The organism is Methylococcus mesophilus, assembly GCF_026247885.1.
Lineage (GTDB): Bacteria > Pseudomonadota > Gammaproteobacteria > Methylococcales > Methylococcaceae > Methylococcus > Methylococcus mesophilus.
The window spans coordinates 3,052,112-3,073,540 of record NZ_CP110921.1 but is presented as its reverse complement, the minus strand read 5'-3'; the positions used below and the strand labels follow the sequence as shown (position 1 = coordinate 3,073,540).

Genomic DNA, 21,429 nt, shown 5'->3' with positions numbered 1-21,429 from the left:
GAGCGGATGAAAGTCCGCTCCCCTTTTCATTTGCGACGACGCCACCCAAACTGGTGAAAGGGGGGTTAGCCCGCGTAGGTCCGATTAGCGCAGCGCAATCGGACAAATGTCATTCGCCGCCACCCGCCGAAACACCTACATCGCCGCACCAGTCCGCCGGATAAACCCCTTTTGCAACGTACCGGTGAAAGGCGGAATAGGGCCAATCCTGTGTACGCAGGACATGGCCATGTTTCAGCGGATTCAAGTGCACATAATCCACATGCCGTTGGTAGTCGGCATCGTCTCGGATCAAGTGCTCCCAATAGTGACGCTGCCATACTCCACGCTCCCCGGCAGCTTTGCGGATGTCCGACCGGGGTTCGGCTTTGGGCAATGCACGCGAGAACCCGCTCTTGATCAATCGCCATCGCAGGCTGAAATCGCTATCATCGGGCGGCAAGGTCCACACGCAATGCAAGTGATCCGGCAACACCACCCAAGCATCGATTCGGAAAGGGTGACGCGAACGTACCCGCCTCACCATGTCGCGTAACAAGCCGATCTCGCGGACCAGCAGATCGTTACCGTATCGTTGCAGCAGATTGACGTAAAGAACCAAGCACCGCCGGGCGCGAACGCGCGTCGATAGTTGGGCATGTCCTTCTCCCGTTCTTGAAGGTCATTCGTCCGATTACGCTGCGCTAATCGGACCTACGTGAACTGTCCTGTGGGATTACTCCAGGGACAGGATGAAGTTCCACTGATCCGGGCCGACCGGCATCACCGACAGCCGGTTGGCCTTGCGCACCAGCGCCAGTCCTTCCAGCTCCGGCCGGTCCCTCAATTCGCTCAGGGCGATGGTGCGGCGGAGCTTGCGCACGAAGCGGACGTCCACCATGAACCAGCGCGGATCGTCCGGCTTGCTGGCGGGATCGTAGTGCTTGTTGTCGGGGTCAAAGGCCGTGAAGTCCGGATAGGCTTCCCGCGCGATTTCGGCGATGCCGACCACGCCCGGCACGTCGCAGTTCGAGTGGTAGAACAGCACGCCGTCCCCTTCTTTCATTTCGTCCCGCATCATGTTGCGGGCCTGGTAGTTGCGGACCCCATCCCAGTGTTCGATCTGGCCCGGACGTGCCGCCAGATCGTCGATCCCGAACTCGCCGGGCTCGGTTTTCATCAGCCAGTAGCGCATGCTTTCTCCCTCGTTTACAAACATTTTCCGCAGACTCAAGGACTTTGCCGAGTCTTCTCTACACCGCTCGTATTATCTTCAAACCTGACCCGCCCCGACACGTGGTAACAGCTCGACTTTTTACATTCACAGCGCCGTCACGGGACGCTCCTATCATGCGTTCACACCCCAGCAATGGGATGAACCCCGAACCATGACTCGAGAATTCCTTTATGACATCAATCCACAACCACTCCCATATCTCGGCCCTGCTGGCACTGGCAGCGGCTGTAAGCGCGCCGGTGCTTGCCGTCGAGGAACACCTGCAATTGGAACCGCACGCGGAGCATAGACGGACGGCCAAACCTCCCTCCGAGCAGTGGCAATTGGTCGACGAAAAACAGTTCTTCTTGCAAGATCCGCCTAACTCGTTCACCGGCTTATATCGCTCCCAAGGCATCGCCACCGATGGTCAGCAATGGTTTTTCTCCTGGCAGTACGGACTGGAGATCGCCGACGAAAATTTCACCTCGGTCCTGCGCAATTCGTCGTTCCAGCTGCCGATGAATCTCGTCCCTGGCATTCCGCCGGCGCTACTGCAACAGGGCTTGAACCATATCGGCGACATCGATTACTACGACGGCATCATCTACGCCTCTCTCGACACCACCGCCGGCTACACCAATGGCCATGTCGCCCTCTACAACGCATCGGACCTGAGTTTTACCGGCATCGCCTACGAACTGACCGGCGCACCCAGCAATCCGAAGAAAGACATCGCCAGTTGGGTGGCGGTCGACGCAAAACGGCACGTCGGCTACGGCAAGGAATGGCAGAGCGGCAATACCATCAACGTCTATAACCTGCAGGACTGGAGCTTCGATCACACGCTGACGCTGGACATGGCGCTGGAAAACATTCAAGGCGCGAAAGTCCACGGCAACTGGCTGTACATGTCGTCCAACAACGCTACGCAGTCGGTGTATCGTGCCAATCTCAAAAACGGTCATGTAGAAGAGCTGTTCCGCCTGCCTACCCCCGACGGCGACCGGGAAGTGGAAGGCATTGCCGTCCGCGAAGGAGAGGATGACGAATTGGACTTGTATGTAGAAATGATCGTCGATCCCGACAAATCCGGCCAGAACCTCTCCAATCCGCATTTGAACGTTACGCTTTACCACTACAAGCGGATCGAGACCAAAGGGCAAGGCAAGCGTCGCCGATAACGAGGCGATCCTGCTCAGTGATTACACTCTCGATCGTTGGCTCAGAGTGCGCGAGGCGAAGCGACTATCTCCCATGGCCCGCAAGGGCGTAAAGTCTGATCCCGTAAACGGCGCATTGAAAGAACATCACAGGCCGACGGGAGTAGCGCGGTGGAAATCGTCAGCAACGATCTTGTCGTCGCCAAGGGACTGGAAATTTTCCGGCTGATGAGCTCCGAGCCGCCGGCGGTATTCGACCGGAGATTCTGGGAAGGGAAGCTCATGCAGGCGGCGATGGAACATCCGGAACTCAAACTTCCGCTGTTCCATTTCATCGACGTGCTGCCCAGCCTCGCGACGAGCGGGCAGGTAGTGGGGCATCTCAAGGAATATTTCCTGGCCGGGGACACAAGGCTCTCCGGCCTCCCCAAGTTCCTGATTTCCAGTGCCGGTGCCGCGCTCCCTGCGGGACTGGCTGCCGGCCTCCTGCGGCGGAATGTCCGCCGTCTGGCCGCCGGTTTCATCATCGGCGAAACCCCGGAGGCGGCGCTGGGGAAGCTGAAAGCCCTCTGGAGCCGGGGCGGCGCCTTCACCGTCGACCTGCTCGGTGAAGCCGCGATTTCCGAAAGCGAGGCCGACAGATACCGGGACCGATACCTCAGGACGATCGACGTCCTGGCGGAGGAACTGCCGGGCTGGCCGGCCCACGACGCCGCACGGGAGCGGTTTTTTCCGCGCCTCAATCTGTCGATCAAGCTCAGCTCGCTGTATTCCCGGATCGGTCCGTCGAATTACGAGGACAGCCTGCTGCAGGTCAAGACGAGGCTGCGCCCGATCTGCCGCAAGCTGATGCGGGCCGGCGGCCAGGTGTTCATCGACATGGAGACCGTGAGCCTCAAGGAACTCACCATCGAAGCGTTCACCAGCCTGCTGGAGGAACCGGAGTTCCAGGAATGGGAGCACGCGGGGATCGCCCTTCAGGCTTATTTGAAGAGCGCGGAGGACGACGTTCGGCGGCTCGTCCACTGGGCAAGACGGCGTAAACGCAGGATACACATCCGCTTGGTCAAAGGGGCCTACTGGGAGTACGAAAGAGCCGTCGCCGCCCAGAAAGGCTGGCCGCTGCCGGTGTTTGAGAGGAAATCGGATACCGACGCCAGCTATGAACGGTGCGTCGGGCTTCTGCTGGCCCATCACGCCGACGTCAGCCTGGCGGCGGCCACCCATAACGTACGTTCGATCGCCTGGACCCTGGCGGCGGCCGAAACGCTGGGCGTGCCGCCGGAGCACTTCGAATTCCAGGCGCTCTACGGCATGGCCGGTCCGGTCCGGCAGGCGCTCCAGATTCTGGGCTTTCCCGTCCGCGAATACGTGCCGATCGGCGAACTGTTGCCGGGCATGGCCTACCTGGTGCGCCGCCTGCTGGAAAACACCTCGAACGAAAGCTTCCTGCGCAAGACGTTCGCCGCCGGTTTGGCACCGGAGGTTCTGCTGGCGGATCCCCGGGCCGAGGCCGGCGCGCTCGAGGCCCCTCCCCCGGAAACCAACGCCTTCGCCAATGAACCGCCGCTGGACTTTCCCCGGCGGGACAATCGGGAGACGTTTGCGGCAGCGATCCGGGCGGTGCGAGACCAAATGGGCCGGCATGTCTCCATCGTGTACGGCGGCAAGGAATACACGACCACCGAGCGCCTGGTGTCGCTGAATCCGGCGGCTCCCGGCGAGGTGGTCTGCACGGCTTCCGCCCTCGACCGCGACATGGCCGACCGGGCGCTGGCGGCGGCACGGACCGCCCAGGCGGACTGGGGGCAACGCCCTCCCGCGGAGCGCGCCGAACTCCTTTTCCGGGCGGCGGCCATCGCCCGGCGAAGACGTTTCGAGCTGGCGGCCTGGGAACTGCTGGAAGTCGGCAAGAACCGGGTGGAGGCCGATGCGGACGTCTGCGAGGCGATCGATTTTCTCGAGTATTACGGCCGCGAAATGCTCCGCCTGGGCGCACCGCAGAAGCTGGGCAAGGTTCCCGGCGAGGAGAACCGCTACTGGTACGAACCCCGCGGCGTCGGGCTGGTCGTCGCTCCTTGGAACTTTCCCATCGCCATTTCTGCGGGAATGGTCTCTGCCGCCCTCGTCACCGGCAACGCCGTGCTCTACAAGCCGTCCAGCCTGTCGCCGATGTCGGGGCGGCTGGTGTACGAGATATTCGCCGCGGCGGGAATACCTGAAGGCGTCCTCAACTTTGTTCCCGGCTCGGGCTCCACCGTGGGCGATTACCTGGTGCAACACCCTTCGACCGATTTCATTCTCTTTACCGGCTCGCTCCAGGTGGGCCTGGGAATCGTGGAAAAAGCCGGCAGGACCGGGCCCGGCCAGGCGGGGCCGAAAAAGGTGGTGATCGAAACCGGCGGCAAGAACGCCATCATCGTCGATGCGGACGCGGACCTCGACCAGGCGGTGCCCGGCGTCATCCAGTCCGCCTTCGGTTTCCAGGGACAGAAATGCTCGGCCTGCTCGCGGGTGATCGTGTTGCGGGAGACCTACGATCGCTTCTGCGAACGCTTGGCCGAAGCGGTGAGGGACCTGCCTGCCGGCAGCCCCGAGGACCCGAAGAACTTCATCGGCCCGGTGGTGGATGGTGCGGCACAGGAAAGAATTCTCGAATACATCGAACTCGGGAAACGGGAAGGCCGCGTGCTGGCCCAGGCACCCGTCCCCGCCGATGGATACTACGCGCCTCCCACCGTCTTCGCCGATCTGCCGGCGGATTCCAGAATCCTTCGCGAGGAAATCTTCGGGCCCGTGCTCGCCGTGATCAGGGCCGAGAACATCGGCGAAGCCATCGCTGCCGCCAATGCCTCGGCCTATGCCCTGACCGGAGGCCTGTACTCGCGCAGCCCCGGCAACGTCCGGAAAACGGCCCGGGCTTTCCAGGCCGGCAACCTCTACGTCAACCGCCCCATCACCGGAGCCCTGGTCGGCCGGCAGCCCTTCGGCGGGTTCAAGATGTCGGGGATGGGCTCGAAGGCCGGCGGCCCGGATTATCTGCAACAGTTCATAGTGCCGAGAACGCTGACCGAAAACACCTTGCGCCGCGGCTTCACGCCGCAGGACGTGTCCTAGGGTAACGTCCCAACAAAGCTTTAGTAATCGACGTTCGGGTGGCAAAGAGTCCCGTATGCCGCGCCCGAGCGCCAAGGCTTTTACCGGGAATAGCCCGAAGGGGAGCCGCAGGGACGCGGCTCGGCGATCGAGGGGAAGGAGGCCCCTTCGATCGCCCCCTGGTAAAAGCCTTGGCACTCGGGGGCTCTCGCGGCAGTCGGGCGGCCTTTTCTTTGGTTACTTTCTTTTGGCCGAGCAAAAGAAAGTAACCCGCCTTCGGGTGCGGAAACCCGATTCAAAAAAATCTCGTCGCGGTAGCGACTCTTCGCTGATCCTCTCGCGCCTACAAATCGCCACCGTTCAGAAAGTAAAGAAATGTTGGGGACGGTACATTAGCCCCGGCGAGCGAGGTAGCGGGACATCAGAACGCGATGTTCCGGTCGCGTTCCAGCACGGTCGCGATGTAGTCGGGCATTCCCTTGATCGCCGCCCCGCCGATCAAATCGGCTTCGCCTACCTGGCGCGCCACCGCGCAGGCGCCGCAGACCCAGATCGGAATTCCCGCCGCCTGAACGGCGGCCAGCAGGTCCTTGAGAGGCGTCAGGTTGACGCCAACGACGTGATCGGCGGTTCCTCTGCGGGCCAGCGTGACGGCCTCGTTCCACAGCCAAAGGATCACGTCGTGGCCTTGTTCATGAGCCGCCTTGGCCGCAATGAACGGAAGGGTCGCCATCGTCGGATCGTCGGTTCCCCGACTGCCGGAAATGATCAAAGTCTTCATAGCTCCTCCTGCACCTCGGTTAACGTGAATTCAGCTTCCGCCGAACGCATCGGGCAACGCCGCGCCGGTTTCAGTCCTTGCCTTCGCCAAAGACATCCTGAGCCCAACTCAGCGCCGCGCTGACGGTCGGAAATCCTATCGTACTGGTCAGCAAGATGATGGCATGGTTGATTTCCTCGCGCGAGGCGCCCGCTGCCAACGCTCTTCTTACGTGACTGTGAACCGAGCCCTCCGAATGTATCGCGACGGCTGCCGCAAGTTGGACGAGGTGTGCCGTCTTGTCGTCAATGGGACCTTGCTCCCTCAAGACCGCTCCCAGCCGCTCCACGGCCGCAATGAAACCCGGATGTTCCTTTTGCAGCAGCACATAATTCTTCGGAAGCCTGTCTTTGTTCATAATGATCTCCCCGTATTGGGTTGCGGACTTCGTTCGGGGCGCTTCGGCGCTCGATCCTTCCCCGGCCGGCACGCCGGTGCCCATACTACGCTCCGCTGAGGAAGACCCCCAACCCCACGGCTGCGAGGACACGACACCATGGGCAAACACACCGCACTCCACGAAGAACACCTGGCGCTGGGAGCCCGGATGACCGAGTTCTCGGGCTGGGACTTGCCGCTCCATTACGGCTCGCAGATCGCCGAACACCATGCCGTACGCCGCGCCGCCGGCATGTTCGACGTTTCCCATCTGGGCGTGGTCGAGGTCGAGGGACTTCAGGCCGCCCCGTTCCTGCGCCGAATCCTCGCCAACGACATCGCCAGGCTCGCCGAGCCGGGACGGATGCTCTACGCCTGCATGCTCAACCAGGACGGCGGCATCATCGACGACCTCGTCGCGGGCATCGTCGACGATCGGCGCTTCCGCCTCATTCTCAATGCCGGAAGACGGGAAAAAGACCTGAGCTGGCTTCGCCGTCAGGCCACCCCCTTTTCAGCGACCGTCACTCCCCGCGACGATTTGGCCATGATAGCCCTCCAAGGCCCGGACTCCCCCCGCATCGCCGACGCCGTGATCGCCGCCGGGAGCTCTGGACTGAAACCCTTCACCGCCACGCAGCGAGGCGACCGCTTCATCGCCCGTACCGGCTATACCGGCGAGGACGGCTTCGAAATCATCCTGCCCCACGCCGAAGCAGGCTCGCTGTGGCGCCAGCTTCTGACGGCCGGCGTCCAGCCCTGCGGACTCGGCGCCCGCGACACCCTTCGGCTGGAAGCCGGCATGCGCCTCTACGGGCAAGACATGGACGAGACGGTCACGCCCCTCGCCTGCGGCCTCGGCTGGACGGTTGCCTGGGAACCCGAAGAGCGCGATTTCATCGGCCGCGCAGCCCTGGAACGGGAACGCATCGGGGGCTCGCCTTCCAAATTCGTCGGATTGATCCTGGAGGAAGCGGGAATCCTTCGCAGCGGGCAGAAGGTGGCCGTCGAGAATGTGGGCGAAGGCATCGTGACCAGCGGCGGCTTCTCCCCCACGCTGCGGCGCTCGATCGGCCTGGCCCGGGTACCCGCGGCGACCGGGCGCGAGTGCCGGGTGGAAATCCGCGGCAGCCTCAAGCGCGCAACGGTCGTGAAACCTCGCTTCGTCCGCCACGGCAAATCGCTGATCGATATCTGATAGCATCGCTACGAGGGGTGCCGGTCGAAAGAGTCCCAAGACCGGTCATCACGCGGGTACGAAACCGCCTGCTGAAACAGCGAGGAAACTTCGCCATGCCATTCATCCCCCACACCGAAACGGAAGTCCGCGACATGCTCGCGGCCATCGGCGCCGGATCGATCGACGAGCTGTTCGCCGAAATCCCGCCGGACCTGCGCTGCGGCGAGCTGAAAGACCTGCCCGAGGCGCTGTCGGAAATGGAGGTCTGCCGGCTGATGGAGGAACGCGCGGCCGAGAACCGCAGCGCCCTCTGCTTCGCGGGCGCCGGCGCCTACGAGCACTACATTCCAGCGGCGGTGTGGGAGATCGCCCTGCGCGGCGAGTTTTACAGCGCCTACACGCCTTACCAGGCCGAAGCGAGCCAGGGCAGCCTGCAGGTCTTCTACGAATACCAGTCCATGATGGCGGGCCTGATGGCCATGGACGTCTCCAATGCCTCGCTCTACGACGGCGCCTCCGCGCTGGGCGAGGCGATCCTGATGGCGCTGCGCACGAACCCGGATTCCCGTTCGTGCAAGATCCTGCTGCCGCGAAGCCTCAATCCGGTCTACAAGCGCGTCGCCCAGACCCTCACCCGCAACCAGCAGGTCGAACTGGTCGATCTGGACTACGACCGGAGCTTGGGACGGATTGCCGAAAACGCACTGGCAGCCTTCGAGGGGGAAGAGTTCGCCGCCGTGGTCATTCCGCAGCCCAACTACTTCGGCGTGCTCGAAGAGGTGGACATCCTCGCCGACTGGGCCCACCGCCACGGCGCCCGCAGCATCGCCGTGGTCAACCCGACCGCCATGGCCCTGCTGAAACCGCCGGGAGAATGGGGCGAGCACGGCGCCGACCTTGCCTGCGGCGAAGGCCAGCCCCTGGGAATTCCGCTTTCCGCCGGGGGCCCTTACTTCGGATTCCTCTGCAGCCGCCAGGCCTTCGTCCACCAGCTTCCCGGACGCCTGGTCGGACGCACCGTCGATGTGGACGGCCGCGAGGGCTTCACCCTCGCGCTGCAACCCCGCGAGCAGCACATCCGCCGCGGCAAGGCGACCTCCAACATCTGCACCAACCAGGGACTGATGGTGACGGCGGCAACCCTCTATATGGCATTGATGGGCCCCAAAGGACTGCGCAGCGTCGCCGCCGCCTGCCACGCCAACGCCTCGGCGCTGCTCGAGCGGCTGACCCGCATCGACGGCGTCGAACCGGTCTTCCCGGCTCCGTTCTTCCACGAAGCCGCGATCCGCCTGCCTCGGGCGGCGGACCGTGTGCTGGCCGCTCTGGCCGAGCGAGGGATACTCGGCGGCCATGGTCTTTCGGCCGATTATCCCGAGCTCGGCGACGCCCTCCTGATTTGCGTCACCGAAACCCGCAGTCCGGAGGACATGGACCGCTATGCAGCCACGCTGGCGGAGGTACTCAAATGCTGATTTTCGACCGCTCCCGCGAAGGCCGCGCCTGCGCCATCCTGTTTCCGCAAATCCCGGCCGACATCCGCGGCCTGCCCGGCCATCTGCTGCGCCAGACGCCGCCACCGCTGCCGGAAGTGACCGAGCTCGACGTGGTGAGGCACTACACCCGTTTGTCCCAGAAGAATTTCTCCATCGACACCCACTTCTATCCCTTGGGCTCCTGCACCATGAAATACAACCCCAAGGCGGCGAACGTGCTGGCGCGGCAGCCCGGCTTCGCAGCGGTCCATCCCCTCGGGGTCGAACGCTTCGGCCAAGGCACCATGAGCTGCCTTTACGAACTGCAGGAATATTTGAAAACGCTCACCGGCATGACCGCCGTCAGCCTCAGCCCGGCTGCCGGCGCCCAGGGCGAATTCTGCGGCGTCGCCATGATCCGCGCCTACCATGACGCCCGCAACGACCACGAGCGCAACGAAATCCTCGTCCCCGATGCGGCCCATGGCACCAATCCCGCCTCGGCCGCCATGTGCGGCTACCAAGTCAGGGAGATTCCCACCAACGCGGGCGGCGACGTCGATCTGGATGCACTGAAGCAGGCAGTGGGACCGAAAACCGCCGGCATCATGCTCACCAACCCCTCGACACTGGGGGTGTTCGAACACCGCATCCCCGAAATCGCGGCGCTGGTCCACGAGGCGGGCGGCCTGCTCTATTACGACGGCGCCAACCTCAACGCCATCCTGGGCAAGGTCCTCCCCGGCGACATGGGTTTCGACGTCATCCACCTGAACCTGCACAAGACCTTCTCGACTCCGCACGGCGGCGGCGGCCCCGGTGCCGGGCCGGTCGGCGTCAACGCCAGGCTGCAGCCGTTCCTGCCGCTGCCGATGGTGGCAAGAAGCGGGAACGGCTACCGCTGGCTCGCCGAAAGCGACTGCCCGCAAAGCATCGGGCGCCTGTCCGCCTTCGCCGGCAATATCGGCGTGCTGCTGCGGGCCTACGTTTACATCCGCCTGCTTGGATATCCAGGCCTGCGGCGAGTCGCCGAATACGCCGCCCTCAACGCCAACTATTTGCAGAAGAAACTGGTGGAGGCCGGATTCGACACCGCTTTTCCGGCCCGCCGCGCCGCCCACGAATTCATCATCAGCGTGCAGCGGCAGAAAAAGGAGCATCACGTCACCGCCCTCGATTTTGCCAAGCGGCTGCTCGATTACGGCTTCCACGCGCCGACCGTTTATTTTCCGCTGCTGATTCCCGAGTGCCTGATGATCGAGCCTACCGAGACCGAGAACAAAGAGACCCTGGACGCTTTCGCCGACGCCATGGCCGCGATCCTGAAGGAGGCCGCGGAGGAGCCGGAACGGCTCAAACAGGCGCCGCACCATGCCCCCGTCCGCCGGCTGGACGAGGTGCGCGCCGCCCGCCATCCGGATCTGGCCTGGAAACCGGCATCGGGGGCAACCCCCCCAGCGTTGACTTCGGAGCGGGCAGCAAAAAGCCCTTCCGACTCTCGGCCGGAAGGGCTCGTTGCTCAGAACGGGCGTAGCGCGATCAGCGATACATGAACTGATCGATGTCGCTGGAAGAGGGGTAGAAGTACCAAGTTTCCGGCGAGGTACAACCTTCCGGCAGCGGATTGCTGGCCGTATCACGCGCCACGGTCACGGACGGAGAGGCGCCGTTGGCATCACCCAGGGAGGAGGCGGGGAAGCTCGTGGTCGGCTCCAGCAGCCAAGCCTCGACCTTCTTCTTGCTGCAGTACTGGACTGTCGGCATGTAATACACCGCTTGATTGACGCAGGCGTCAGCGGGGAAGAGTTTCGTCTGCCAGCCGGCCTTGGCCCGGAACGGGAAACCGGCGTACTGGGTACCGGGAAGGTTGCCGTTCTTCCACGCCATTGCCCGAGTGCCATCGCCGCTCGGATGAATGGGGCCGTTACGGGTTTCGACCTTGCCGAACCCCGCGGTCATCGAGGGAAGCGCGGTTCCCCAGTCCCACATCATCGCATTCTCGATGACCTGGACGGGCTGGCCCGAAACCGGCTTGGCAATGCGGTTCAGAGTATGCCCCTGCGGCGGCATCACGACGACCTCGACGACCGGGAAGTGCTTCTCGCCTTCGCTGCAGTCATGGGGAATGATCGCCGTCGGATAGACGGTCTTGCCTTCGATGTACTTCACCGAGGAGCCGTCCGGGAAAGCCTGAAAACCGGCATGGCCGAACACCTGGCCGGTGCTCAAGGCGATTCCTGCGCTCAGCAGGGACAACGACAGAAATTTGTTCGTATTGGACATTGTTATTTCTCTCAACTATGCGTTCTCAAAAGGGCGAAGCCCACTGAATGAGACACTAAGCGTGCCACAGCCAACAATATTGCAACTACATGATAAAACGATACATTCCTATTACATGCAATGACGACATGCGGCATTTCACACATCTTATGCGTTATTCCCCTCACATCCAGGCGTGAATTCACTCACGACGGCAAGGCAATTCACATAGCCCGCGAGCCACGGCATCACTTGCGATTCCCATGGCCCCGCACTATCTTGGAGGTTCGCCGGTTCTGTATCGCAACCGTTTGACCATCCACACTCTGTTAATATCCCTGCGAACGGAAAATTCGCCCCCATGGCCACCCTCGCCTCCGCCAACGAAACCGTGTGAAACGCCCCAGCCGAGCAGCAATCGTCCGCGTCATCCTGGCCGCGCTCGTCCTGCTACCCATGGCGGCACTCTGGTCTGCCCTGGAGCCGAAACCGCTGGTGAACGCTCCGACCCCAGCCTCGCATGCCTATGACGGACAGGAATTGCTCAGGGCACGCAAGCGCGGAGGAGAAGCAAGAGCGGTTCAGTTGACTGCCAGCGACATCGAAGCCGCGGTCAACGATCTGATGGCCCGAAAGAAACTCGACGGCGCCATCCGCACCGACATGCAAGGCGGGTGTTTGACTGCGGCCGTCACCCTGCGGTCCCCTTACTTAGCGGACTGGTTTCTGAACATCCGGCTGACCGTCGAGGACGGAGATCCCTTGCCCGCCGTGACCGGCCTGCGCGTGGGGTCGCTCCCTCTGCCGCCCAAAGTGGTAAACGCCTTCGTGATTCACCAGATGGAAAGGAAGGGCTTGCTGCCGAACGTGCCGGGCGACCACGGCCTCATCCTGTCGGCGCATATACGCGACGGGAAGCTGGAACTGACTTTCACCGGCGAATCGCAGACGACCGAGCGCCTTCGCGCGCTGATTACCGAAGCCGCCGGCGCCGAACGGATTCGCTCCTACCATGACCGGCTCGCCAATGCGCTGAGCGAATCCAACACCCGTCACTTCGTCCGCCTGGGGATATTGATGCGGGCGCTGTTCACTCTGGCCGAACAGCGGTCCGAGGCAACCGATCCGGCGGCGGAAAACCGGGCGGTCATCCTGCTGCTCGCGGCCTACGTGAATGGCTACGATCTGATGGGCGCCGCGGGCGGCGATGCTGCCCCGCTGCCGGAACGGTCCGTGCTTCTGCAGGGACGCCAGGACCTCGGCAGGCATTTCATGACCTCCGCCGCCTTCGCCCTGGCAGGCCAGCGCACACTGGCCGACGCCATCGGACTGGCCAAGGAATTGAACGACACGCACAGCGGCAGCGGGTTCAGCTTTACCGACCTGGCTGCCGATCGCGCCGGCACGGTGTTCGGCAAGCGCGCGACCCAGCCACGTTACGCCCGCCGCATCCAGGGCATTCTGGCCGCCGGCACCGACGACGCGGTCTTCATGCCGAATGTCGGGGATCTGCCGGAGCGCCTTCGCGGCGCCGAATTTTTCGAGCGGTTCCGGGATGTCTACAGCCCGGAGTTCGAACGGCTGAAACAGCTCATCGACGAGCGTATCGACCGTCTTTCGCTTTACACCGCCCCTTGACTTTCCGATGCGCCCGGCGCAAAAAAGCCAGCCCCCGAGGGGCTGGCTCCGTACGCCGAGAACCGGGCGGACCGTTTAGTTGTAGTCGAAGGTCTTGTTCGGCAAGCCGGGCAGCTGCGGCATCTGCTGCTTGGGGAATTCGCCGGTCAACGCGTTCAGGAACGCGACCACGTCGGCGATCTGCTGATCGCTCAGGTCCTTGTTGAGCTGCAGCTTGGCCATCACCCGTACCGCCTCGTCCAGCGTCTTGACCTTGCCGTTGTGGAAATACGGGGCGGTCAGGGCGACGTTGCGCAGGGTCGGCACCTTGAACAAATGTTCGTCCTCGGCCTTCTTGGTGACCTCGGCGCGGCCCTTGTCCTGGGTGAAGCCGTATTTGGCCTCGAACATGCCGTTCTCGAAGGTCGGGAACTTCATGAAGAACGGCGTTCCCTCCGGCAGGGTGGGACCGTTGAACGCCGGCCCGCTATGGCAGTTCGAGCAGCCCGTCTCGGCGAAGGTGTTCATGCCCCGCACCTGCTGCTCGGTCAGGGCGGTCTTATCCCCGGTGACGTATTTGTCGTAGGCGCTGTTCGGCGTGATCAAAGTGCGCTCGTAGGCGGCGATGGCCTTGGCGGCGTTGTCCGCCGTCACCGCGTCCCCGCCGCCGAAGGCGGCGGCGAAGGCTTCCGGATACCCCGGAATGGCCTTGAGCCGGACCACGACGTCGTCCCAGCTCTTCATGCCCATCTCGATGGGGTTGGTCACGGGTCCCTTGGCCTGCGCTTCCAGGCTGGGTGCGCGGCCATCCCAGAACTGCACGGAGTTGAAGGCGGAATTCCAGACCGTCGGCGCGCTGCGTCCGCCGACCTGACCGTGGACGCCGACCGATCCGCCGCGGTTGTCTTCGCCGCCCAGCATCACGTTATGGCAGGAGTTGCACGAGACCGTGCCGGTCGAGGACAGGCGAGGGTCCAGGTAAAGCATCTTGCCCAGTTCCACCTTGGCCGCGGTGCTCGGATTGGCCGCGGGCTCGGGGGCCTTGGCGGGCAGCGCCTGCCAGTCGGCAACCGCCGCCGACGCTCCGGCCAGGGCCAGGGCGCAGGTCAGCAAACGTAGAATGAACATGGTGACTTCCTCCTCGGTGTGGTGTTGTTTTCAAACGGCGGCATCGCCGGGTCCAGCGCGTTCTTATAGGGAATTACGCGCTAGTTTGCAACCGCCCCACAGCCGGGTCAGTGCCGGGTCGGCGCCTGTCCCGCCCGCACCACCAGATCCTTGGGTATTGCGACCAGATCGAACGAGTCCAGATAGCGCGCTACCAGTTCCTCATTGACGTTGATCTCGACATGCGGCGGCGGCGCAGGCTCGCTCAGCCGCTGCATTCTCTTCTCCAGCCGCTGCGCAGACACGTTCAGGCTTACCACGACGCCCAGGCCGAAGCCGACCGCCAGAAACAGCAGATACATCGTGATTTCGATAGTCATCAGAATTCTCCTCGCCCGGAATCGCGGGCGCCTCATAGGTTTGACATGGTGCCCGAGGGGAGAATTTCAACGTCCTGCAACATTTCCGGCCGTAGACCGCGAGCGCCGTTCGGCGGATACTGCGGTTCAGGCATAATCGCCCCAAACATCCAAAGAATACGGAGAGGCGACATGCGAATCTTTCGAACCAAGGCGGTTTCCACGGACGACTGCACCGGCAGCGGCCTCAAGCGCTGCCTGGGGGCGCTCGACCTGACCCTGCTCGGGATCGGCGCGATCATCGGAACCGGCATCTTCGTGCTGACCGGCATCGCCGCCGCGACCCAGGCCGGCCCCGCCGTCGTCCTATCCTTCGTCTTCGCCGGAATCGCGTGCGCCTTCGCCGCCCTGGCGTACGCCGAGCTGGCGGCCTGCGTAGGCGGCTGCGGCAGCGCGTACGGCTACAGCTATGCGGCTTTCGGCGAACTGATCGCCTGGATCATCGGCTGGGACCTCATTCTGGAGTATGCGATCTCGGTGGCCGCGGTCGCCAACGGATGGTCGGGGTATTTCGCCAACGCCCTGACCGCAGCCGGTCTGGCATTGCCGGACTATCTGACCACGGCGCCGGAACAGGGGGGAATCATCAACTTGCCGGCTTCCGCGATCATCTTCCTGCTGATGGCCCTGCTCATCGTCGGCGTGAAGGAGAGCGCCCGCCTAAACACCGTCATGGTATCAATCAAGGTACTGGCCATCGCCGTGTTCGTCGCCGTCGCCAGCGCCCACGTCGATCCCACCCATTGGGACCCGTTCATGCCCTTCGGCTGGTTCGGCCACGATGTCGACGGTAAGCCGATCGGCGTGATGGCCGGGGCTTCGATCGTGTTCTTTGCCTACGTGGGATTCGATGCGGTCTCGACCGCCGCGGAGGAAGCGCGCAATCCGATGCGCGACGTGCCGATCGGCATTATCGGTTCACTGGTGTTCTGCACCCTGATCTACATCCTGGTGGCAGGACTCCTCACCGGCGTGGTGCCCTACACCGAACTCAACGTTTCCTCGCCGGTCGCCCATGCGCTGCAGCTGCTCGGCATCCGCTGGGCATCCGGGCTGGTCGCCACTGGGGTGATCGCAGGCCTGACCACGGTCATGCTGGTGCTCTACTACGCCCTGACGCGAATCATCTTCGCCATGTCCCGCGACGGGCTGATGTCGCCGTGGTTTTCCACGGTCAACCGCCGCACCCAGACGCCGGTGCGGGTCATCGTTCTGTGCGGGGTCTTTATTTCGGTGGTCGCCGGCTTGGTCCCCTTGGGGGAACTGGCCGAACTCGTCAACATCGGTACCCTGTTCGCCTTCGTCCTGGTCTGCCTTGGGGTCATCATGCTCCGCATCACCCGGCCGGATCTGGATCGGCCGTTCAAGACACCGGTCGTGCCCTGGTTTCCGATCCTGGGCGCCTTGTCCTGCGGTGCCCTCATGGCCTTTCTGCCAACCCTGACCTGGCTGCGCTTCGTGATCTGGCTGGTGGTGGGCATCATGATCTATTTCGCCTATTCCTACCGCCACAGCAAGTTGGCGGAACAGACAGCGGATTAACCCCGAAAACCGTCCTTCCTGCGCCGGATTTCAGCGAACACCTCGACATCCGGCGCTTGCACGATCCCCAGCCCCTGCCTGATCTCCGGACTTTCCGGCCGCAGGAAGGGGTTCGTCGCCAGCTCTTCGCCCAGGCTCGAAGGCACCGTGGCCAGCCCTTCACGCCGCAAGGCCTCGACCCGGCCCAGGCGTTCGCGCAAGGCGGTGTTGCCGGGCTCGATCGTAACGGCGAATCGGGCATTGGCCTGGGTGTATTCATGGGCGCAGAAGACCTTCGCCTTCGGCGGCAGCGCGCGCAGCCGCTCCAGGGAGCGCCACATCTGCTCTGCGCTGCCCTCCAACAGTCGGCCGCAGCCCAACGCGAACAACGTGTCCCCGCAGAACAGGGCGGCATCGTCCTCGAACCAGAAGGCGACATGGCCGGAGGTATGCCCCGGGACCTCCAGCATCCGGGCCGATGCGGAACCGAGCCGGAATTCCTCGCCGTCTTTCAACGCGACATCGATTCCCGGAATGCGGTGACGATCTCCTGCCGCACCGACGATGGCGCAGCCGGTCGCCGCCTTGAGTTCAAGGTTGCCGCCGACATGGTCGCCGTGGTGATGGGTGTTGAGTACGTGGCTGAGCCGCCAGCCCCTGGCATCGAGCGCCTCCAGCACCGGCCCGGCAACGGCCGGATCCACCGCCGCGGTGGCGCCGCTGTCGGGCTCGTGGAGAAGATAGACATAGTTGTCTTCAAGCACGGGGATTTGAAGAATTTCGAGCATCAGGGCTTGCCTTTCAGGTATCTGGCGATGTCTTCCTTGGAAAATCCGATCTTCCTGGCGATGCGGTCGGCATGGCTGACCCGCGATACGCCCTCGATCAATCGATAGGTCGGCTGTTCATTGCGGAATTCCACCTGCCGCGCCTGCCCGACCTTCTTCCCTTGGTAGACGTCTACCAGTTCGTGGTTGTGGGTGATGAGAACCGTGGTATTGCCCTTCTCCCGGAACCCGTCGAGGATCGCGACGGAGATGTCCATCTTTTCCTCGTTGGTCGTCCCCTCCGACAGCTCGTCCATGATGACCAAGCTGCGCGGCGTCGAGGCCAGGAAGATGTCCTTGGTCCGTTTGAGCTCGGTGCCGAAGCGGCCTTCGCCGTCCGCCAGATGGCTGATCTCGGGCACCTGGTAGAACACCCGGTCGGCGACGGTCAGCTCGGCCCGCTCCGCCGGCACGTGGCAGCCGGCCTGGGCCAGGATCTGGACCTGCGCCAGGGTCTTGCAGAACGCGGTCTTGCCGCCGCTGTTGGGACCGGTGATGAAAGTCAGCCGCTGCTCCGTCAGATCGATGTCGTTGGGCACGTAGAGCGGATTGTTCTTGGCCAGCACCGGATTGCGGACGCCATGCAGAGACATCCGATGCCGCTCCCCGTCCAGGATGCTCGGCAGTGTCATGAAATGCACGAAGGCCTCGCGGAACCGGATGAAGCTCATCAGTTCGTCGAGCTGGCCCAGCGTATCCAGCGTGGCTTGTACCTCCTCGGAGCGGCGGTAAACCTCGCGCAGAGGATAGATGATGCCGTCACGATCCATGCCGCCGACGATCGGCACGTAGACGAAGCCGATCGGCAGCAGGAACAGCCAGAACACCGGCGCGATGGAGGCGGCGATGTCCAGGGCGAAAGGCAGGAATTCCAGCGCCGCCAGGATCAGCAAGCCCGTGACGGTCAGCCCCACGGGCTTGAACAAGGACGACCGGAACCGGATGCCCGGCGTGAGCCAGCCCTTTTCGGCGCGGGTGCAGACCCGCTTCTCGGTCCGGTACACCGGCCCCTTCATCAGGGCGTAGGACCGTGACCGGGCGAAATCCCGGACTTCCTGTACCAGCGCCTTGAGATAGGCGCTGTCAGGTTCGGGCAAACGGTTGGCGCGCTCGACCAGGTCGAGCATGAAGCGCGTGCCTTTGATATAGGTGGCGTAGCCGTAGCCGTCGATTTCCAGCGGATGCGCAGGTGAACTGATCAGCCCCAGGAACTGGGCGTAGAGGAGATTGTAGAACTCCCCTTCCAGCTTGGCGGCTTCGGCCAACAGGACTTCGAGTCCCGCCCGCAGCTCTCCGTTCCGCTCCAGTTCCCGCACCGCCTCCTGCTTGGCGCGGATCAGCCCGGCATCGACCGGCGGCTGCGCGAGGGAGCGGTACAGGACAGCCCGCCCGATGGCCGTGGTGGCATGGTCGGCGGCCTCGAACAGCTTGTCGACCTCGATGACCCGGAAAACCTGCTCGTCCAGCGCCGCCTCGCCGGTCCGCCCCGGCGCGACCGATGGGATCTTGGGCGGTTCCTTGCTGTCGGACCTTAAAATCGTCGGGTAGCCCCGGACATTGATGGATTCCACTAAAGCCCCCTCGCTCAACTCATAAAATACGATTTTGTACCGGTTGGGCGGAGGAAAGCAAAAAGCGGCGACCGGGCCGTCATCGATTCAAGCATCAAACGATGTATGCTTTGTTGGATGGTTAACCATTGGAGGCGATTCGATGCGGACTACATTGAATATTGACGATCGCTTGTTGGCCGAAGCCCAGCGTATGACCGGTCTGGTGGAAAAATCGGTCTTGGTACGGGAGGGGCTCAAAGCCCTGGTCGAACGGGAAAGCGCGCGGCGCCTCGCGCTGCTGGCTGGCAGCGAACCCCAGTTGCAAAATATCCCCCGCCGCCAAACGGAACCGGCGTGATCCTGGTCGATACTTCGATCTGGATAGATCACTTTCGCGCCGGCGATCCGCTGTTGGCGGAATTGCTGAACGACCGCCGCGTCTTAGCCCATCCTTTCGTTGCCGGCGAGTTGGCATGTGGCAACCTCAAGAACCGGGCGTCGATCTTGTCCCTTTTCCGGTAAATGCCTGCCGCTCCCCTGGCAAGCGACGAGGAGGTGCTGTTCTTTATCGAACACCACGCACTCATCGGGCGCGGCATCGGTTATATCGACGCCCACCTGCTGGCCGCAACCTCCCTGGCGGGAACTGCACGGCTGTGGACACGGGACACGCGGCTCAATGCGGTAGCCGAATCCCTGAACTTGGCTTTCCGAACGGGATAACCCGAGCGTTTTCTCCACAGGGATTATTGGAAATCCTTTTGCCCCGTCGCAAGGGCGATCCGCTCCGCGTACCAAGGTTCCTGCCACGCCGATCCGAACTTGAGGCAACCCCCGGCTGCGCATACCATTAGCCGCCCGCATCCGGGCGCCGGAAAATCCGGCGAACCCTCGAAGAGCCCCTATGCAAAAAGCCTTGTTCAATCTCGTTCTGCGCGGCCTGGAAAAGCAGGTGCCGGCCACCGGCCTCGGCCTGTTCCGGATGGCGTTCGGTCTGGTCGCGTTCCAGGAAGTCTGCTTCCTGTATTACTTCCGCCAGCTGATCTTCGATCCGGTGCCCTATCTGGACATCGCCTCGCCTTCGGTCCACCTGTTCCTGGTGTTGTGGGGCATCGCCGCGCTGTGCCTGGCGCTGGGGCTCCACACGCGGCTCGCCGCCATCGCCAACTATTCGCTCTGGCTAGCCTTCACGGTGTTCACGCCGATGTGGAAGGACTTCGACGGCGGCTTCGACCAGCTCATGCTGGGATCGAGCCTTCTCTTGATCTTCCTGCCGTCGGAACGCGCCTGGTCGTTGGACCGGCTGCGCCTGGCTTGGCGCCATTCGACGGTGGATCGGCGCTACCTGCTGCCGCAGACGGTGCCGGTGCTGTGTTATTTCCTGCCGCTGGCGGTATCCCTCGGCTTCATCTACCTGGATTCGGTGATCCACAAGCTGTTCGCCGAATTCTGGCGCAACGGCTTGGGGCCCTGGCTGCCCTCCTCGCTGCCTTATTACATGTCGCCGCTGGACATGAGCTGGCTGCTGGAAATCGAGCCGTTGCAGCGGGCGATCGGCTACACGATCATCGCGTTCCAGTTCGCCTTCCTGTTCCTGCTCTATTTCCGCCGCTTCCGCGTGCCCCTGCTGCTGGTCGGCATGTCGCTGCACGCGGGCATCATCGTGTCGCTGAACATCTACCCGTTCGGTTTCGGCATGCTGGTGCATTATTTCCTGATGGTGCCGTTCCGTTGGTGGCGGGCCCTCGGGCGAACCCTGCGCCCGGCGGAGCCGGTGTTACAGGTGTTCTACGACGAACGCTGCCCGCTGTGCCTGAAGACCGTCCTCGCCGTCGAGCATTTCGACGTGTTCCGCGCCGTGGCTTTCCGCGGACTGCAGACCCACGCCGCGGCGGTATCCGCCCTCAAGGACATTCCCGAACAGGACTTGCTGGGCGATCTCTACGCCGTCGACCGGACGGGACGGACGCACTCGGGGGTGGCGACCTATGCCCGAATCTTGATCGCCATGCGCTATCCGGCACTCATCGGACTGGCGATGCTGCTGCCGGGCCTCAATGCGATCGCCAACCGGGTCTACCGGCGTATCGCCGACAGCCGCGTCCGGCTGGGCTGCGATGCGTCCTGCGCGCCGGCGCCGCGCCTGACGGAGCCCGACCTGGCCCAGCGCATCGCCCTGTGGGTCGGCGGCAGCCTGCGTCAGCGGGCAAACCGCATCAGCCGGATGCTGGTCGTCGTGCTGATCCTGCAGCTCAACTGCACCCTGCACTACGCCATCCTCTACCGGCTGGGCGTGGACACCAAGGCCAATGAAGCCGGACAGGTGTTGACGATGCTCAGCAATGCGCTGATTTCGGCCTCGCACACGTTCTTGGGCATCACCCCGCATCCGCTCTATCTGCACGACCATTTCCAGGGTTATGAGCACATCCTGGGGATCACCTATCTCGACGCCGACGGCAAGGAACACTGGCTCCCGTTCGTCGACGAGGAGGGCCGCATCGTTTCGCCAAACTGGGGACGGGTGCATTCCATGTGGGCCAACGTCGCGGTGACCAGGCACATGGATCAGCGCCGGCTCGACAAATTCGTGCGCAAGGTGACCGCGTTCTGGGGCGCCCGGCTTGGACTGGACCTGAACGGCACCACGTTCGTCCTGAAGCTCAAGACCATCAAGGCGCCGATGGACTGGGAGCCGGGCCTGCGCCGTTACAACCTCAGCCAGCCTTGGCAGGACGTCGGCCGGGCGGTGTGGCGCAATGGCGACATGCGGCTGGAACTGGACCGGGATCTCGAGACACTGAGCGCCGACTGAG

18 protein-coding genes and 2 pseudogenes are annotated in these 21,429 nt (G+C 63.3%); 11 read left to right on the top strand and 9 right to left on the bottom strand.

The window, feature by feature from the left end:
- Positions 1 to 109 precede the first annotated feature (109 nt).
- A pseudogene (locus tag OOT43_RS14610) lies at positions 110 to 639 on the bottom strand (REP-associated tyrosine transposase).
- A gap of 76 nt (positions 640 to 715) precedes the next feature.
- Complete coding sequence (locus OOT43_RS14605; protein ID WP_266021300.1) at positions 716 to 1,174, bottom strand: EVE domain-containing protein; 459 nt, start codon at positions 1,172 to 1,174, stop codon at positions 716 to 718.
- 212 nt (positions 1,175 to 1,386) lie between these two features.
- On the opposite strand from OOT43_RS14605, the gene OOT43_RS14600 reads away from it, so the two are divergent.
- Complete coding sequence (locus OOT43_RS14600; protein WP_266021299.1) at positions 1,387 to 2,379, top strand: hypothetical protein; 993 nt, start codon at positions 1,387 to 1,389, stop codon at positions 2,377 to 2,379.
- A 150-nt stretch (positions 2,380 to 2,529) separates the two neighbouring features.
- The gene (locus tag OOT43_RS14595; protein WP_266021298.1) at positions 2,530 to 5,475 is read left to right on the top strand and encodes a proline dehydrogenase family protein; all 2,946 of its coding nucleotides are present in this window, start codon (positions 2,530 to 2,532) and stop codon (positions 5,473 to 5,475) included.
- Between the two features lie 400 nt (positions 5,476 to 5,875).
- Here the strand turns inward: OOT43_RS14595 and OOT43_RS14590 are convergent, their stop codons facing one another.
- Complete coding sequence (locus tag OOT43_RS14590) at positions 5,876 to 6,235, bottom strand: DsrE family protein (RefSeq protein ID WP_266021297.1); 360 nt, start codon at positions 6,233 to 6,235, stop codon at positions 5,876 to 5,878.
- 70 nt (positions 6,236 to 6,305) lie between these two features.
- On the bottom strand, positions 6,306 to 6,716 hold the full coding sequence (locus OOT43_RS14585) for a carboxymuconolactone decarboxylase family protein (RefSeq protein ID WP_266021296.1): 411 nt from the start codon (positions 6,714 to 6,716) through the stop codon (positions 6,306 to 6,308).
- Positions 6,717 to 6,770: 54 nt separating this feature from the next.
- Between OOT43_RS14585 and gcvT the strand changes: the two genes are divergently transcribed.
- The 3 genes and pseudogenes from gcvT to gcvPB all read left to right on the top strand — a co-directional run.
- The gene (gene gcvT / locus OOT43_RS14580; RefSeq protein ID WP_266021295.1) at positions 6,771 to 7,850 is read left to right on the top strand and encodes a glycine cleavage system aminomethyltransferase GcvT; all 1,080 of its coding nucleotides are present in this window, start codon (positions 6,771 to 6,773) and stop codon (positions 7,848 to 7,850) included.
- Between the two features lie 95 nt (positions 7,851 to 7,945).
- Complete coding sequence (gene gcvPA / locus OOT43_RS14575; RefSeq protein ID WP_266021294.1) at positions 7,946 to 9,307, top strand: aminomethyl-transferring glycine dehydrogenase subunit GcvPA; 1,362 nt, start codon at positions 7,946 to 7,948, stop codon at positions 9,305 to 9,307.
- Positions 9,301 to 10,761: pseudogene (gene gcvPB / locus OOT43_RS14570) on the top strand (aminomethyl-transferring glycine dehydrogenase subunit GcvPB); the annotation flags it as partial. The gene gcvPA and the pseudogene gcvPB, both read left to right, overlap by 7 nt.
- An 85-nt stretch (positions 10,762 to 10,846) precedes the next feature.
- Here the strand turns inward: gcvPB and OOT43_RS14565 are convergent.
- Positions 10,847 to 11,590, bottom strand: coding sequence for a hypothetical protein (locus OOT43_RS14565; protein ID WP_266021293.1), 744 nt, complete (start codon positions 11,588 to 11,590; stop codon positions 10,847 to 10,849).
- 372 nt (positions 11,591 to 11,962) lie between these two features.
- Here OOT43_RS14565 and OOT43_RS14560 point away from each other — a divergent pair, with 372 nt between their 5' ends.
- Positions 11,963 to 13,207 carry a hypothetical protein gene (locus tag OOT43_RS14560; RefSeq protein WP_266021292.1) on the top strand — a complete coding sequence of 415 codons (1,245 nt, stop codon included), beginning with the start codon at positions 11,963 to 11,965 and terminating at the stop codon, positions 13,205 to 13,207.
- Between the two features lie 75 nt (positions 13,208 to 13,282).
- Here the strand turns inward: OOT43_RS14560 and OOT43_RS14555 are convergent, their stop codons facing one another.
- Positions 13,283 to 14,314 (bottom strand): cytochrome-c peroxidase, encoded by a 1,032-nt coding sequence (locus OOT43_RS14555; protein ID WP_266021291.1) that lies wholly within the window; start codon positions 14,312 to 14,314, stop codon positions 13,283 to 13,285.
- 107 nt (positions 14,315 to 14,421) lie between these two features.
- Positions 14,422 to 14,673: a hypothetical protein gene (locus OOT43_RS14550; protein WP_266021290.1), complete on the bottom strand. Its 252-nt coding sequence runs from the start codon at positions 14,671 to 14,673 to the stop codon at positions 14,422 to 14,424.
- Between the two features lie 171 nt (positions 14,674 to 14,844).
- Between OOT43_RS14550 and OOT43_RS14545 the strand changes: the two genes are divergently transcribed.
- Entirely contained in the window at positions 14,845 to 16,254 is a 1,410-nt protein-coding gene (locus OOT43_RS14545) for an amino acid permease (RefSeq protein ID WP_266021289.1), read from the top strand.
- Here OOT43_RS14545 and gloB read toward each other — a convergent pair.
- Together gloB and OOT43_RS14535 are read right to left on the bottom strand one after the other, a co-directional pair.
- Complete coding sequence (gene gloB / locus OOT43_RS14540; protein WP_266021288.1) at positions 16,251 to 17,021, bottom strand: hydroxyacylglutathione hydrolase; 771 nt, start codon at positions 17,019 to 17,021, stop codon at positions 16,251 to 16,253. The genes OOT43_RS14545 and gloB overlap by 4 nt on opposite strands.
- Complete coding sequence (locus OOT43_RS14535) at positions 17,021 to 18,631, bottom strand: MutS-related protein (protein ID WP_266021287.1); 1,611 nt, start codon at positions 18,629 to 18,631, stop codon at positions 17,021 to 17,023. Before OOT43_RS14535 ends, gloB begins: the two co-directional genes overlap by 1 nt.
- A 142-nt stretch (positions 18,632 to 18,773) precedes the next feature.
- Here OOT43_RS14535 and OOT43_RS14530 point away from each other — a divergent pair, with 142 nt between their 5' ends.
- The 4 genes from OOT43_RS14530 to OOT43_RS14515 all read left to right on the top strand — a co-directional run bounded on the left by OOT43_RS14530 (position 18,774) and on the right by OOT43_RS14515 (position 21,428).
- Positions 18,774 to 18,971: a type II toxin-antitoxin system VapB family antitoxin gene (locus tag OOT43_RS14530; protein ID WP_266021286.1), complete on the top strand. Its 198-nt coding sequence runs from the start codon at positions 18,774 to 18,776 to the stop codon at positions 18,969 to 18,971.
- Positions 18,968 to 19,135 (top strand): type II toxin-antitoxin system VapC family toxin, encoded by a 168-nt coding sequence (locus OOT43_RS14525; RefSeq protein ID WP_266021285.1) that lies wholly within the window; start codon positions 18,968 to 18,970, stop codon positions 19,133 to 19,135. Before OOT43_RS14530 ends, OOT43_RS14525 begins: the two co-directional genes overlap by 4 nt.
- Positions 19,136 to 19,336, top strand: coding sequence for a hypothetical protein (locus tag OOT43_RS14520; protein WP_266021284.1), 201 nt, complete (start codon positions 19,136 to 19,138; stop codon positions 19,334 to 19,336).
- A gap of 181 nt (positions 19,337 to 19,517) precedes the next feature.
- Positions 19,518 to 21,428 carry a DCC1-like thiol-disulfide oxidoreductase family protein gene (locus tag OOT43_RS14515; protein WP_266021283.1) on the top strand — a complete coding sequence of 637 codons (1,911 nt, stop codon included), beginning with the start codon at positions 19,518 to 19,520 and terminating at the stop codon, positions 21,426 to 21,428.
- Position 21,429 lies beyond the last annotated feature (1 nt).